This is a genomic window from Flexilinea flocculi (assembly GCF_001192795.1).
In the GTDB taxonomy this organism is placed as follows: domain Bacteria; phylum Chloroflexota; class Anaerolineae; order Anaerolineales; family Anaerolineaceae; genus Flexilinea; species Flexilinea flocculi.
The window spans coordinates 932,254-946,211 of the sequence record NZ_DF968181.1 but is presented as its reverse complement, the minus strand read 5'-3'; the positions used below and the strand labels follow the sequence as shown (position 1 = coordinate 946,211).

Annotated in this window: 11 protein-coding genes; 6 read left to right on the top strand and 5 right to left on the bottom strand. The window is 42.3% G+C overall.

What is annotated here, in order from left to right; translation table 11 throughout:
- Nucleotides 1-2: 2 nt before the first annotated feature.
- Together dcd and ATC1_RS09005 are read right to left on the bottom strand one after the other, a co-directional pair.
- Entirely contained in the window at nucleotides 3-575 is a 573-nt protein-coding gene (gene dcd / locus ATC1_RS09010; RefSeq protein WP_062280690.1) for a dCTP deaminase, read from the bottom strand.
- Nucleotides 572-1,087, bottom strand: coding sequence for an FAD-dependent thymidylate synthase (locus tag ATC1_RS09005; RefSeq protein WP_062280687.1), 516 nt, complete (start codon nucleotides 1,085-1,087; stop codon nucleotides 572-574). Before ATC1_RS09005 ends, dcd begins: the two co-directional genes overlap by 4 nt.
- 810 nt (nucleotides 1,088-1,897) lie before the next feature.
- On the opposite strand from ATC1_RS09005, the gene ATC1_RS09000 reads away from it, so the two are divergent.
- From ATC1_RS09000 to ATC1_RS08975, 6 genes are all read left to right on the top strand, one after another.
- On the top strand, nucleotides 1,898-3,961 hold the full coding sequence (locus ATC1_RS09000; protein ID WP_062280684.1) for a sodium-translocating pyrophosphatase: 2,064 nt from the start codon (nucleotides 1,898-1,900) through the stop codon (nucleotides 3,959-3,961).
- Nucleotides 3,962-4,232: 271 nt separating this feature from the next.
- On the top strand, nucleotides 4,233-6,044 hold the full coding sequence (locus ATC1_RS08995) for an ABC transporter ATP-binding protein (protein WP_062280681.1): 1,812 nt from the start codon (nucleotides 4,233-4,235) through the stop codon (nucleotides 6,042-6,044).
- On the top strand, nucleotides 6,037-7,842 hold the full coding sequence (locus tag ATC1_RS08990; protein ID WP_062280678.1) for an ABC transporter ATP-binding protein: 1,806 nt from the start codon (nucleotides 6,037-6,039) through the stop codon (nucleotides 7,840-7,842). Before ATC1_RS08995 ends, ATC1_RS08990 begins: the two co-directional genes overlap by 8 nt.
- Entirely contained in the window at nucleotides 7,826-8,077 is a 252-nt protein-coding gene (locus tag ATC1_RS08985; protein WP_062280675.1) for a TIGR03905 family TSCPD domain-containing protein, read from the top strand. Before ATC1_RS08990 ends, ATC1_RS08985 begins: the two co-directional genes overlap by 17 nt.
- A 280-nt stretch (nucleotides 8,078-8,357) precedes the next feature.
- Nucleotides 8,358-9,137, top strand: a complete 780-nt coding sequence (locus ATC1_RS08980) for an IclR family transcriptional regulator (protein WP_062280672.1) — start codon at nucleotides 8,358-8,360, stop codon at nucleotides 9,135-9,137.
- A gap of 215 nt (nucleotides 9,138-9,352) precedes the next feature.
- Nucleotides 9,353-10,660, top strand: a complete 1,308-nt coding sequence (locus ATC1_RS08975; RefSeq protein WP_062280669.1) for a citrate (Si)-synthase — start codon at nucleotides 9,353-9,355, stop codon at nucleotides 10,658-10,660.
- A 71-nt stretch (nucleotides 10,661-10,731) separates the two neighbouring features.
- Here ATC1_RS08975 and ATC1_RS08970 read toward each other — a convergent pair whose 3' ends face one another.
- From ATC1_RS08970 to ATC1_RS08960, 3 genes are read right to left on the bottom strand one after another with little or no spacing between them, the layout of a single operon-like run.
- Complete coding sequence (locus ATC1_RS08970; protein ID WP_062280666.1) at nucleotides 10,732-11,961, bottom strand: LysM peptidoglycan-binding domain-containing protein; 1,230 nt, start codon at nucleotides 11,959-11,961, stop codon at nucleotides 10,732-10,734.
- Nucleotides 11,962-11,970: 9 nt separating this feature from the next.
- Nucleotides 11,971-13,164: an NBR1-Ig-like domain-containing protein gene (locus ATC1_RS08965; RefSeq protein ID WP_062280663.1), complete on the bottom strand. Its 1,194-nt coding sequence runs from the start codon at nucleotides 13,162-13,164 to the stop codon at nucleotides 11,971-11,973.
- Nucleotides 13,161-13,850 (bottom strand): NBR1-Ig-like domain-containing protein, encoded by a 690-nt coding sequence (locus ATC1_RS08960; RefSeq protein ID WP_062280660.1) that lies wholly within the window; start codon nucleotides 13,848-13,850, stop codon nucleotides 13,161-13,163. The genes ATC1_RS08965 and ATC1_RS08960 overlap by 4 nt, the downstream gene beginning before the upstream one ends.
- Nucleotides 13,851-13,958: the final 108 nt, after the last annotated feature.

Genomic DNA, 13,958 nt, shown 5'->3' with positions numbered 1-13,958 from the left:
GACTATAATCGTTCCTCTCGTGCTGGTTCCGGTTGAATCTGCCCTTGATAGCGATTAATCCTTTGCGAATAATCTCTCTCGGGAATCATCTCAAGTCGGTTAAATTGAATTTGAACGACTCTTGCTCCATAGGGAAGAATGATGCTGTGCTTTCCTTCATTTTTAAGTTCAAGCGTAATTGTTCCTTCGAAACCGGCATCGATCACCCCTGCCATCATGTGATTGATAAAAACACGGCCTAAACTGGATTTTGTAAACACTTGTCCGCACACATCTCTGGGAATTCGCAGAAATTCTCGTGAGCATCCCAGAAAAATATCCCCTGGTTCCAATAATATACCGTGTTGAGGATCAATTTTCCGCAGTTCCCAGAATTCATCAGCAGCATAAGGTTTTCCAAAAACGACCGGATTTTGAGAATTCCGTGGCCAACGCACAAATTGTCCAAGTGACAGATCCATAGTGTTGGGATTTACTTGCGATCGCAATGTAATTGGATCAATTTCAGAGCGGCTAAAATCAACTAATCCTTCATCGATCATTTGCAATATTCCAATATCACATATAACGCTCATTGCGTCCTCTTTTCAAAATAACCGCAAGATTGGAATTCATGGCAAGCGCCGCGATAAACACAATCGGGTACCATAAAATCGTGCATAACAGGATTAACTTTAAGAATTTCAGAAGCGATTTCTTCCATGATTTCGCGAGTTTTTGGATCAGCTTTGTAACAAAGCCGTTTACGGCTGATATTGATTAAAGCTTGTGCATTCAGATCCATTACATGATTGACCGGCGAATCCTGTCGATCCTCTCCGCGATTTGGATTCACACGTTGGCTCTTTACATAATGTTCAACACCGAACTTATGTCTCACAAAATGAACACTGGCAAAATAAGGGATTTGCCACATCGCAATTGTGTACATTAACGTTCGAATTGGAGAATGTTCAGCCGATATGATTTTCCTTTTCCACTCTTCAGAGGGTGTAATCATACCGTCTTTTCCTTGTGTAACGCGCGCCAAAAACAAGCAACGCGCCCAGTCAACATCCGTTGGAAAGCGAAGAATTTCAATTTCCATGAAAATTCCTTGTTAGATCGAGATTTTAACCGGCAGCAATACATGCCCTGCTGCACTTTAGCGATTCGAAATATGAGAAGAATTGATTGTTATTGAGTTGTTTTTGCGCGAAGCATGATGTTAACAAATTTGATATATGAACTCCGCTTTTTTCGAATTACTACATTTTCTTATTATAAAGGAAATTCTTTATTTTTTTATTCAATTTTCAGTAATTCGAAAGATGGGCAAGCAATTCGAATGATGCAAAAAAACATTGGTTGTTGTGTTGATTTTTGTGCTTTGTGCCAAAGATTTATAAGATAAGTCATTCATGGATTGATCTGTCATTGCGAGGAGGGTGTCAGCCCGATGAGCAACCGATTCTCGTATGTGTTATGAGATTGCGTTCCCCCAACGGACTCGCCTCTACAGGGTAATAACAAAAACGGGTTTCATCTAAACCATTTGCCTTGCTTTCCAATAATTTCATATAAAACATCATTTATTAAAGTTAAAGTCTTTTTTAGGACAATACATATTTGTTTCTCACAATTTTCATATTTTGAATTGCTGTATATGCTGTAATCCATGATAATAATAATTTCTTTTGGGTTATCTTAGTACTGTATTGTTTTTAAATAATCCATACATGAAAACGAGAAAACAGGATAAAATATAGACTGGTTAATTTGGGCTGTTTGCATTGTATTTGTTGTTAGACAATTATCAGCCGGTCCTGCAATTAATTCAATGACAGTCTAAATCCCCCCCAGGATCTCTGATTGTTGTATTTTCAGAATCCATCACAATCATATTAGGAGCGTAGTAATGAGTAATACTACTGGATGGTTAATTTTTGGTTTAGCCTGCGGCATCGTTTCTCTTGCAGTAGGTTTGTGGTTGTTCTTCTGGGTAAAGAAACAGGATGACGGTACTGATCGATCCAGAGAAGTTGCTGGCTGGATCCATGCCGGTGCCCGCGAATATCTGAAAAAACTTTACACAGCTTTAGTGATTGTCGCTGTTATTATGGCAGTAATTCTGGCAGTCGTTTATACCATTGACGGCAGCGGCCGAGGAATTCAGACAGCAATCTGTTACCTGATCGGTTCTGTTTGCTCTGCTCTTGCAGGATACCTTGGAATGGAAGTTGCTGTCCAGGCCAATGTACGTTCAGCCGTCGCATCCGGTATCAGCCTTCCAAAAGCTTTCAATATCGCTTTCCGTGGTGGAGCCGTCATGGGTTTTGCAGTAGTCGGCGTTGCCACAATCGGTATGTGCTCGGTTTATCTGCTCACCAATAATCCGCAGTTCGTTCTTGCATTCTCCCTTGGAGCTTCCTCTCTGGCATTACTTGCAAAAGCCGGCGGCGGTATCTACACAAAGACAGCAGACATTGCAGCCGACCTGGTTGGAAAAGTAGAAGTTGGTATTCCAGAAGATGATCCCCGAAATCCGGCCGTTGTCGCAGACAATGTGGGAGATAATGTGGGTGACGTCGCCGGAATGGGCGCCGATATTTTCGACAGCTATGTTGCTTCAGCGGTTGCAGCCATGCTGCTCGGTGCTTCAATGGGAAAAGTTCACTATATCGTCCTTCCATTACTCCTGTGCGCACTTGGTATCATTGCATCCTTGATTGGCGTTTACCTTGTCAAAGTTGGTGAAGGTGGCAAACCTGGGAAATCCCTTAACATGGGAACATTCATCACTTGCGGCGCTTTTGCAGTATTTATGGCGATCGTTATCTTCCTGATCCCCGAAATTGATAATCGGCTGATTTGGGCGATTCTGGTCGGTACTTCCGTCGGTGTCATTATTGGTCAAACGACTGAATTCTTTACTTCGGATGAGTTTTCACCAGTCAAAAAGACTGCTGAATATTCCGGATCAGGCGCAGCAATTACAATTATTAGCGGTTTCAGTTACGGCTTGATTTCGATCGTTCCATCCATTGTTGGAATTGTGATCGCCATGGTTATTTCTTTCTTCGTCTGCGGTGGACAAAGCAACTTTGACCTGAGTATTTACGCAGTCGGTATTTCTGCAGTAGGAATGCTTTCCGTTTCGGGTATGATCGTCTCAGCCGATGCTTATGGCCCGATTGTGGATAACGCCCGCGGTATCGCAGAAATGTCCGGTATGGATCAGGAAGTCATCGATCGTGCAGATGTGCTCGATTCTGCAGGCAATACGGCAAAAGCCATTACAAAAGGTTTTGCAGTCGCAGCCGCCGCATTAACCGTTCTGGCATTGTTCGCAGCTTTTGTCAGCGAAGTGAATATGGCAGTCAAACCTCTTGGCGGATCATTCTCTGCCGCGGATATTTCCATTCTGGATCCTTTGATTCTCGCCGGAATATTCCTGGGCGCAATGTGTCCTCCGCTTTTCAGCGCTTTGACAATGCTTTCCGTGACAAAGAATGCTTTCAAAATGATTGAAGAAATTCGTTCACAATTCAGAGCAGAGCCTGGAATTCTGAAGGGAACAGTCCTTCCGAATTACAATCGCTGCATCGCTTTAGCATCTTCCGGAGCATTGAAATCATTGATTCTTCCTGCAGCCATCGCGATTATTATGCCATTGCTGGTCGGAGGATTGCTCGGTCCAAAAGGTCTGACCGGATTTTTAGCCGGCGCGATCATTACCGGCGTCATCTTTGCTCTCTTCATGTCCAACGCAGGCGGTTTGTGGGATAATTCGAAGAAATACGTCGAAACAGGTATGTTTGGCGGAAAAGGTTCTGAAGCTCATAAAGCCGCTGTTATCGGCGACACCGTAGGAGATCCGTTCAAAGATACAGCCGGTCCTTCCTTAAATACATTAATCACCGTGATGTCGCTTGTTGCATCAACATTCGCACCGGTTATTGCAAAGCTGCATCTCTTCTAAACACAATTCGATTCAATTTTTTGAGACCGGTGCTGTTGTACCGGTCTCATTTTATTTATCGAACTTAGTATCTAAAGACAACAATTCGAAGTATGGGGATGATTCTTTGTTATCGTGATGTTTTTTGCGCTTTGCGCAAAAAACATCACGATATCTAATTTTTCCCGATTGATGCGAACATCAAGCTATACTTCGAATCGCTGCCACAAAGAAGTATTGTATAATTTTCTGTTCTGGAAACATCAATTTATATGAGATAAGAGGTATTCGCTTGAAAAGCTCTGAAAAAATCATCGATTACGATTTGACATCAGCCAGATCAAAAAGAAAGCTCGTGAATTTATGGTACTGCATGAGCGGATACCGTGTGCGCTATCTTTTTGCAATCCTTTCCCAGGGACTTTCAACCGTCTGCAAAACCAGTGTCTATTTACTGCTTTCCTGGTTTATTGATAACTGGTTGATTCTGAAGATTCGCACTTTTCCAATTGCAGTCATTGCTGCAGGTTTGCTTCTGCTGGCAGTTTTGGAAGGAATGTTTTCATATTTTGCAAATAGTACGGCTAACTACACAGCGGAACGCATAGCCCTTCGAATTCGTAATAATTTGTTTAACCATATTCAGAGACTGTCATTTGCATATCATGCAAAAGTTGACACAGGGGATCTTATCCAGCGATCGACTTCTGACGTGGATGCGATCCGTCGATTCTTTTCTGAAGAAGCCATTGGAATCGGTAGAATTCTATTTCTTTTTATCATCAACTTTACAGCGATTTATCGCATTCACCCAACATTGGCTTTTTCGACATTAATCATCGTTCCGCTGGTTTTCCTGGTAGCGGTTGGCTTTTTTCGAAATATTTCAAAAAAATACGATGCGTATCAAAATCAGGATGCTGTGATTTCATCCTTGCTGCAAGAAAACCTTACTGGTGTCAGAGTTGTCAAAGCATTTGCGCGCCAGGAATTTGAAATTCGGAAATACGAACAGGAAAACTGGAAAAAATATCAATTAGGCAAACGGCTGCTGCGAATGGAAGCATTTTTCTGGCCATCGACTGACCTGTTATGCGGAGCACAGATGGCTATCAGTTTCATCATTGGCGCTTTCTTCGCGATTGATGGGAAAATTTCGGTTGGAAATTTCGTCGCATTTCTTTCACTGATTATCTGGATCATCTGGCCAATCCGAAATATGGGCAGAATTATTGTCCACATGTCACGTGCCCTGATCAGTTTTCAGCGCGTGATGGATATTTTTAAAGAAGATCAGGAGCCTTTGGACAAAGGCAGCTACCTTCCGCAAAAGGATCCAAAGGGCTATATCACACTGGATCACGTTTGTTTTGCCTATCAAAATGAGGAAGAAATCCTAAAAGATATTTCGTTCTCCGTTATGCCAGGGCAAGTAGTTGCCATCATCGGATCAACCGGTTCCGGAAAATCCACACTGATGAACTTGCTTCCGCGATTTTATGAATACACTTCCGGCAGTATTAAGTTAGATGAAATTGAGCTAAACGAGCTTCCTCGCAGTTATCTACGGAAACATATCGGGATTGTTGAACAGGAGCCATTCCTGTTCTCCCGTACAATCGGTGAAAATATCGCGTATGGCGTCAGCGAAAAAAAATCGCAGTCAGAAATTGAAGAAGCAGCAAAAGCTGCATCCATTCACGAAAATATTCTTTCTTTCAAGAAAGGGTATAACACAATGGTCGGAGAACGCGGAGTTACACTTTCCGGAGGGCAGAAACAAAGGATTGCAATTGCACGGACACTGCTGAAAAATCCGCGCATTTTAATTATGGATGATGCCACATCCTCTGTGGATGCAGACACAGAATCAGATATTCAGAGTGCACTTAAGAACTTAATGCGGAATCGAACAACTTTTATTATCGCTCATCGAATTCAAACCATACAGGAAGCGGATTTAATTTTAGTCATGGACAAAGGCAGAATCATCCAATCCGGAACGCATCAGGATCTTATAAACCAGGAAGGGCTTTATCAGAAAATCTTCAAAATTCAGACAAGAATTGAAGAAGAATTGGAGAAGGAGATGTGCTGTGACTGAAGATTTTTTTGATGAAGAAGATTTCCAGGGGAAAATTGACCGCAATATTATTAAACGGATTTTTCAGTTTGCAATTCCGTATCGCAATTGGTTTTTCGCCTTTATTTGCTTCACACTGCTCACGACCCTGATGGACTCCATCCAGGTCATTCTTAATAAATTCTTGATAGACCAGGCAATTCTTACTGGCAGCAAATCCGAAGCCGTGCGGATTGTGCGATATTATGGTTTGACTATCCTCGTTCAGGCAGTCAGCGTATTTGGATTTGTTTATATCGCAGGGATGATTGGCGAACGAATCTGGTATGATCTGCGGCAAAAAATGTTCACGCATTTACAAAAATTATCATTATCCTACTTTTCCGTCACGCCAGTCGGTTGGATCATGTCCCGTGTCAATTCAGACAGTTATCGCATATCCGACCTGGTCACTTGGGGATTGGTCGATTCGTCTTTCGCAATTGTCAATATTCTGGTCTCTCTCGGTTTCATGCTGGCGATAAACTGGCAGATGGCGTTGATCGTCCTTGCCATTACACCGATCATGATCGTCACAGCATGGCAGTTTCGATTAAGAATCTTGAAAGAATATCGCAATGTCCGGCGATTAAATTCAAAAGTGACCGGATCATATAATGAGAATATATCGGGAATACGTGTTATTAAAGGATTGCTGCGCGAGCAGGAAAATTTGCGCGAATTCAACGAGTTAACCTCTCCGATGTTCCAATCTGCATATCGCGCAGCCCGCCTAAATGCGCTCTTCCTCCCGTGTATTCAAATCCTTTCCGCAGTTGCTCTGGCATCCATCATTTTACTCAGTCAGAAGAAAATTGATTCTGGAATGATCACAATAGGCGGAATTCAAGCATTTATCAATTATGTCACTTCCATGCTGTGGCCAGTTCAAGATCTTGCCAGAGTTTACGGCGAAATGCAGCAATCCATTGCTTCCGGCGAACGAATTTTTACGCTATTGGACACAGAACCTGTAATCAGAGATTCAGCGGATGCATACGAACCGGAAAGCATCGCCGGTGATATTGAATTTGATCATGTCAGTTTTTATTACGATGACGGCGATGGAACGCCTGTTCTGGAAGATTTCTCTTTAAAGGTCAGGCAGGGTGAGGTTATCGCGTTAGTCGGATCAACCGGTGGTGGGAAATCGACCATAGTGAATCTCCTGTGCAGATTCTATGAACCAAAAAAAGGTGTCATACGAATTAACGGAAATGATTATAAAACGTATAAAATGGAAAGTATTCAATCGCGGATCGGGATGGTTCTGCAGGTACCACATCTGTTTTCAGGTACGATCCGCGAAAATTTGCAGTATGGAAATCTGAATGCCTCCGATGATCAACTGCACGAAGCAGCGAAAGCTGCCGGAGCGGATGAATTTATTCAGAGGCTGCCCAACGGATATGATGAACAAGTTGGAGAAAATGGAAATTTGCTTTCCGTTGGCCAGAAACAGTTGATCAGTCTGGCAAGAGCCATATTAGCCAATCCGGAATTGTTCATCATGGATGAAGCAACCAGTTCAGTCGATACAATAACGGAGAATTTAATACAGAAGGGTATGGAGCAATTAATGAAAGGACGGACCAGCTTTATCATTGCCCACCGCCTTTCCACGATCAAACGAGCTGACAGAATTATCGTCATCGAAGATGGAAGAATTATTGAAGAAGGAACCCATAACGGGTTATTAAAACAAAAAGGGAAATATTATCATCTCTATACACAACAATTCCGTCAGGAAAAGGAAAAGGACTATGCATTACAGTTATAAAACGAAAGGAACATGTTCACGGTTGATTGAGTTTGACGTCATTGATAACACCGTACATAATGTAAAATTTATCTGCGGGTGTGACGGAAATTTAACCGGCATCGGACGATTAGTGGAAGGTATGATTCTGGATGATGTAATCCATAAACTGGAAGGCATCAGCTGTGACGGGAAACCGACATCCTGTCCGGATCAATTGAGCAAAGCCTTGAAATCAGTGAAAATCGAGGGTTGATTAGCCAATGATCAATTCTCAAGAATCCGAAAATTTTGAATAACGAAATATTGAATTCTCTTTATAAAGACAGACTTATCTATCAATAAGTCTGTCTTTATAATAATTACGGATAATCGAAAAAACCAATTTTTATCGGTGCAGTTCAATTCATCAGAAAAGCGTCACCAATTTCATCATCAATTTCTGAATAGTATCTTGTATATTAATAAATCTCAGTTATAATAATATGTATTATTATACGGGACAGCGTCCCTTATAAAGGGACAGTTAAGGATCGATGAAAACAGGCCAAGACAGTCATATTAATCGTATTTTTTCACTCCTGGATTGTTTTTCGATTAAACAACCAGAATTAGGAGTCCGGGAAGCAGCCCGACTGCTGGGGATCTCCAGCAGCGCCTCAGGGCGTTTATTGTCCTCTCTCCGAAATGAAGGCGTACTGATACAAAATCCTGAGAGTCGGACTTATAGTCTTGGCGGGCGCGTTATTCGATGGGCGGGGATCTACAATTCAACATCGGATCTCAGCGTATTTGCATTACCGTATATGAAAAAAATTCTGGATGAAACGAACGAGACTGTAAGTCTCTATGTCGTCGAAGGAAACGAACGAATCTGTATTGAACGGCTTGAAAGCCGCCAAAATGTCAGAATTGTCGAAATGATTGGTCAACGTTTAAAACTGTATGCCGGTTCAGGAGGGCGTGCCATTCTTGCTTTCATGGAAAAATCAGAAATCGAAAGAATTCTTAAAGTGGCAGCGGATGAAATGGATCCCAAACAGTCCGAGTATAAAATTGAACAAATTCGACAACAATTGGAAATCGTTCGTCAGACGGGTTATGCAATCAGTCATGGAGAATGGCTGTCTGAAGCTTCCGGCATAGCCAGCCCGGTATTCAACGATAAAGGCTGCCCGATTGGATCAGTCTCGATTTCCGGTCCTTCGCAACGCTTTCAGGATGAGGAAAAACTGCATGAATACGCAGGGTTGCTACGAAAATATATGCTGGAGATATCTCATGATTTGGGATATGCTCAGAATAATTTAGGCTGATTGTTGTAAAGCAACTTCGATGAACAGATCACAACAGTGATTCAAAAAGCAAGACCTTTTTTTGAATTGCTGAGGTAGCAGCGGAAATCGTCAGAGAATTCAGGAAGAACCTGTTGATCAATCATTTTCACTGCAATTACCAGATACGCTGCAAAAAATAATTTATACGATATTGTTCGGATTAACCTATATCAAATCTGAACATAGGAGAAAAAATGATACTCGAAGATAGAATTGAAGCCAATGTATCGGTTTGGCGTGAACGTGTTGCGCGGATGATTAAGGAATATGGCGATTTTGTTATTTCCAACGTCACAGTCCAGCAAATTTACTCCGGAATCCGAGGAGTGCCGATTCAGGTAAGCGATATTTCTTTCGTCGATCCAGACCATGGAATTCGATATCGTGATTATTCTATCAATGAAATTTTGAAATTATTGCCCAAAGCTCCAGGTTCGAAATATCCAATGGTTGGCGGATTGTATTATCTTCTGATGGATAATGAATTACCCACTTTATCAAAAGCAAAAGAAGTTGAAGAAGAATGGAAAAAACGGGCAACAGTACCGGATTATGTATTCAAAATCATCGATTCATTTCCGGATGACGGATCTGCCATGGCGATGTTATCGGCCGGCGTTTTATCGATGTCCTGTGATTCAAAATTTTCAAAAGCTTATCACGAATCTGTCGGGAAAAATGATTATTGGAAATCCACACTTGATGACAGCATCGACTTGACTGCCAGGATGCCCCAAATTGCAGCGTACATTTATAACAAGAAATACCGCAATAATCAACAAATCGATCCGGATCCCAAATTGGACTATGCAGCCAATTTTGCTCATATGATCGGCAAAGGTGATGATCCGCTCTACAGTGAATTAATGCGCTTGTTTATCCTCCTTCATGCGGATCATGAAAATGCCAATGTCAGCGCACATACCGCGCATCTGGTCGGTTCAGCGTTGTCTGATATCTATCTTTCCTGTTCAGCCGGATTAAATGGTCTTGCCGGTCCTTTACATGGTCTTGCCAATCAGGAATGCTGCAACTGGCTGCTGGATCTATATCACTTCTACCAGGGTATACCATCCAAAGAACAAATCGAAGAGTATGCAAGAAAAACTTTGGAGGATGGAAAAGTGATTCCGGGATACGGTCACGCGGTTCTGCGTTGTACTGATCCGCGCTTTACTGCTGAAATGGAATTTGCGAAAGCCCATTTCCCGGATGATGAATTGTTCCGCACAGCTATGGCCGTTTTTGAGGTAGTTCCCGGTATTCTGATGGAAACCGGAAAAGTAAAGAATCCGTGGCCGAATGTGGATGCTCTCAATGGCGCTTTGCAATATCATTTTGGCGTTACGGAAACTGATTACTACACCGTTCTTTTTGGCTTGAGCCGGATGTTGGGAATTACTTCTCACGTGGTATTCGCCCGTGCTGTCAATAAACCGATTGAACGGCCAAAAGCGCTGACAACCAGAATGCTGGAATCGATGATTTCTGAACAAAATTAAATCTGTAGTTATAAAAATAACAAAAACCGGATCTTGAAGATCCGGTTTTTGTTATTTTTATAAGGATACCTCTAGCTTTTCTTCTGATTCATCAACCGTATGAAAACAAATATGACACCCAGGAAAAATAAACTGAAGGCGCTCAGAATAAGATAGGTTCTGAGCGATGCTTGTGGACGATGATTTTTTTCAATCTCTGGAACAATCGGTTGAAATGCCGGAGTCAGCGAAGGTTGTGCCGTTTCCGTTGGCAAAAGCGTCTGAGTCGCTGGATATGTACTCGTTACAGTCGGTGTGACCGTTGGTGTAACAGGAATGAGCAACTTCCATCCTAATTGCAAGGTAGAATCCTCTTTCAAACCATTCTTTTGTATGATTTCGTTGATGGTTGTCTTCCATAATTTTGCGATAGAAGACAGCGTATCCCCCTCGACAATCACATGACGGAATTCATGATTGCCATCCATCGTTGGCAGAATTGTCGCCGCAATGGTTGGTGTTTTTTGGAAAGAATCGCCTTTGGGTATTAACAATTTTTGTCCGAGTCTTAAAGAAGCTTTATCAGAAAGGTTGTTCCAGGCAGCAATCTCATCCTCGGATACTTGATAAGCTGATGCAATTCCCCACAAAGTCTGTCCGTTTTCAACAATATGATAAATATCGCCATTCGCATCCGCTGTTGCAATCTTAATGCTTTTGATAATTTGCGAGGCATCGATAACATTCTGATTCGGAATGGATCCGGAAGAAGAACCGGTTGAAGTCGTTTTCGATCCGGCTGAAGAAAAGCCACAGCCTGCCACATTTCCAGGATAAGCTGCCTGAATCACATAATACACTTTCCCATTCACCTCTGCTGAAACGCCAGCTCCGATATGGCAATACGATGCGCTGGTTACTGGAATCATGTGGTCGGCATCTGACCAATTCGATTGAATATTCGCCAATGTTGTCGGACCAATCATGAAATTCTCCGTCGCAAAAGCTTTATTGCCATTGTTGTAGCCAAATGTCGAAACCCTGCCGCTGACATCACCGATATGCCCGAACATTCCGTATTGCGCCATTGTATCCGCAGTATTTTGAGCGCATGCCATCAAACTGGAATCAACTGCCAATGCTCCCAGACCGTTTGCCGTCCGCATGCCATTAATCAGGTTGATCAGGTCGCCAGCCGTAACTGTATTGGGAGCTGCGCGTACTGATAAAATGTTGCCTGGGATACAAGCAACAGCCTGAACAAAAAAGTTCAGGCTGAATAATCCGATCAAAAAAATCAAAAAACGTTTGTGAAAAATCATGCTATGCTGTTACAAAATCGGCGCTTTATCCGTCAATCGTGGTACCTGAAATACAATTTCATCATCCTTGTCAGCCCCGCCGATCGCTTCTACTTCGAAAGTATACGTCAAATCCTGGTCATGATAACCGTAATCACTCAGTTGGACATTCCATTCTGTGACAAAGCCGTCATTAAATTCCTGTGATTCGGTTACAATCTGCGGTGTAAGCCCTTCCACTTGAACATATAACCTTACTTTTGCGTTGCATAAGGGCGCATTCGGCCTGCAGGAGATGGATGATCGCAGCCATGTGCCTCTGGGTACCCGCACAGGTCCAAAAGTAACGCTGGTTTTTCCTCCATCAATCAACGGAGGAGCTATAATGATTGCCGGTTGTCCGGCATAATTACTTTCAACAGTAGGATTGCTTTCATAAAAGGCAACACCACGTCCCGAAGTTTTATCCGATGAGCCGCAGTAAAAATAACCGGTATTATCCGAACAAATTGCCCCACTGAGATTATCATAGAAATTATATTGTGATCCGACATGAAAAACGGAAGAAAGCGGAATATTCTGCGCAGTACCGCCATTAAAAATTTCGCCGTCGTCGCTCTGTAATGACCAATAGGTTGTGTAATCATTGTTATGCCCTTCACCGGCATACAGTTTGACAGAAGCGATGATGGATTCCCCTGGTTTTGCGATCTTATCTGAAGTGAACAGCGGGAAAGATTTCGCTGTGCCGACATTGTCCCCCGAATAGTACACAACTTTATATTTTGAGTTCCAGGTACAAGTACCGGTATTTTGTATATACCATGATTTTGTAAACGTCGTGTAGGGCAGCGTCATCGATCCATCCGGAAACGTAACATCAGATACATATTCAAACCGGTTGGTACAACCGTCTTTTGAATTCGATGAAATCGAAAGTGTCGGTGTGACAGTCAGTTGTTCCATAGGCAAATTCACATCAGCAAGCTTTAATTCGGATATTGCATTATTGATCTTTTGGTCAATTTGGCTGGCAATTTGAGTATTTTGAACATTTTGAGAGTAATCCAAAATTTCCTGACGGACAAAATCTTTGTTGGCAGCTAACGCAGAAGAAACCGCTGACTCAACAGTTGCGTTTATGTCGATCTGTACCGGAATATTTCCGGTGCATCCAGATACAATCACAGTAATAAAAATGAACCAGAAGATTAGTTTTTTCATTTGACTTCCACCTTTACCCAAATTGCTTGATCACGGTTCGTCCCTGCTCCAAAAAGTTTTTGATCCGGACTCTTCATCAGCCAAAAACTGGCATAAGATCCTTTCTCTTTTGGAGCTGTCATGTAAACGGATATTTCAATTGTATCATCAGGAAGAACAATCGTTCCTTCCGGAAGATTTATTTCTTTCTTATCAGTCATCTGATCACCTTTTGAGAAAACCAGTTTATAGGAATCGGTCCAGGTGCAGGTGCCGTTATTCCTGATTTTCCATGTTTTTGTAAATGGTTTGCCTGCCTGAACAGTCGTTTTATCTGGAATGGTGATATCCGCGACAAATTTCAACTCATCCACACACGGAAACAACGTGGACATTTCTCCCGCCCGAGCGGTCATCAAACCGGATGGTACCGATGTAATTCCGGCCAAATCCGGAGTTATTGCCACAGTTTGAGAATATTTTTTGACTTCAGTAGTGGTTGTCAGCAGTTGATCAAAGCGCATATCCAGCTCATGCACGATCTGCGTCGAAACACGGGAGACAGCATCGTCCACCATCCAATAAAGCGTTGCATCCAGATCCGGCGTACGGACTGTTATCGGATTCCCGATAGCAGTGCATCCTGATAACAGCGCTGCCAGTAGAAAGCATAGAATATATCGTTTCAAGTTTTTATTTTTTATCATGAAGTAAATTTCCGATATGATAATTGTATCGAAAAAATGAGAATTGGTTTCTTCTCAGCAATGCGAAATATGGTTAAAAATCTTTGTTGTTGTGATTTTGTTGCGCTT

Excerpts from the sequence above, each read along its gene's own strand:
- ATC1_RS08975 (WP_062280669.1), top strand. The coding sequence starts at position 9,353 with ATGATACTCGAAGATAGAATTGAAGCCAATGTATCGGTTTGGCGTGAA.
- ATC1_RS08960 (WP_062280660.1), bottom strand. The coding sequence starts at position 13,850 with ATGATAAAAAATAAAAACTTGAAACGATATATTCTATGCTTTCTACTG.
- ATC1_RS08985 (WP_062280675.1), top strand. The coding sequence starts at position 7,826 with ATGCATTACAGTTATAAAACGAAAGGAACATGTTCACGGTTGATTGAG.
- ATC1_RS09005 (WP_062280687.1), bottom strand. The coding sequence starts at position 1,087 with ATGGAAATTGAAATTCTTCGCTTTCCAACGGATGTTGACTGGGCGCGT.
- ATC1_RS08970 (WP_062280666.1), bottom strand. The coding sequence starts at position 11,961 with ATGATTTTTCACAAACGTTTTTTGATTTTTTTGATCGGATTATTCAGC.
- ATC1_RS09000 (WP_062280684.1), top strand. The coding sequence starts at position 1,898 with ATGAGTAATACTACTGGATGGTTAATTTTTGGTTTAGCCTGCGGCATC.
- ATC1_RS08980 (WP_062280672.1), top strand. The coding sequence starts at position 8,358 with ATGAAAACAGGCCAAGACAGTCATATTAATCGTATTTTTTCACTCCTG.
- dcd (WP_062280690.1), bottom strand. The coding sequence starts at position 575 with ATGAGCGTTATATGTGATATTGGAATATTGCAAATGATCGATGAAGGA.
- ATC1_RS08965 (WP_062280663.1), bottom strand. The coding sequence starts at position 13,164 with ATGAAAAAACTAATCTTCTGGTTCATTTTTATTACTGTGATTGTATCT.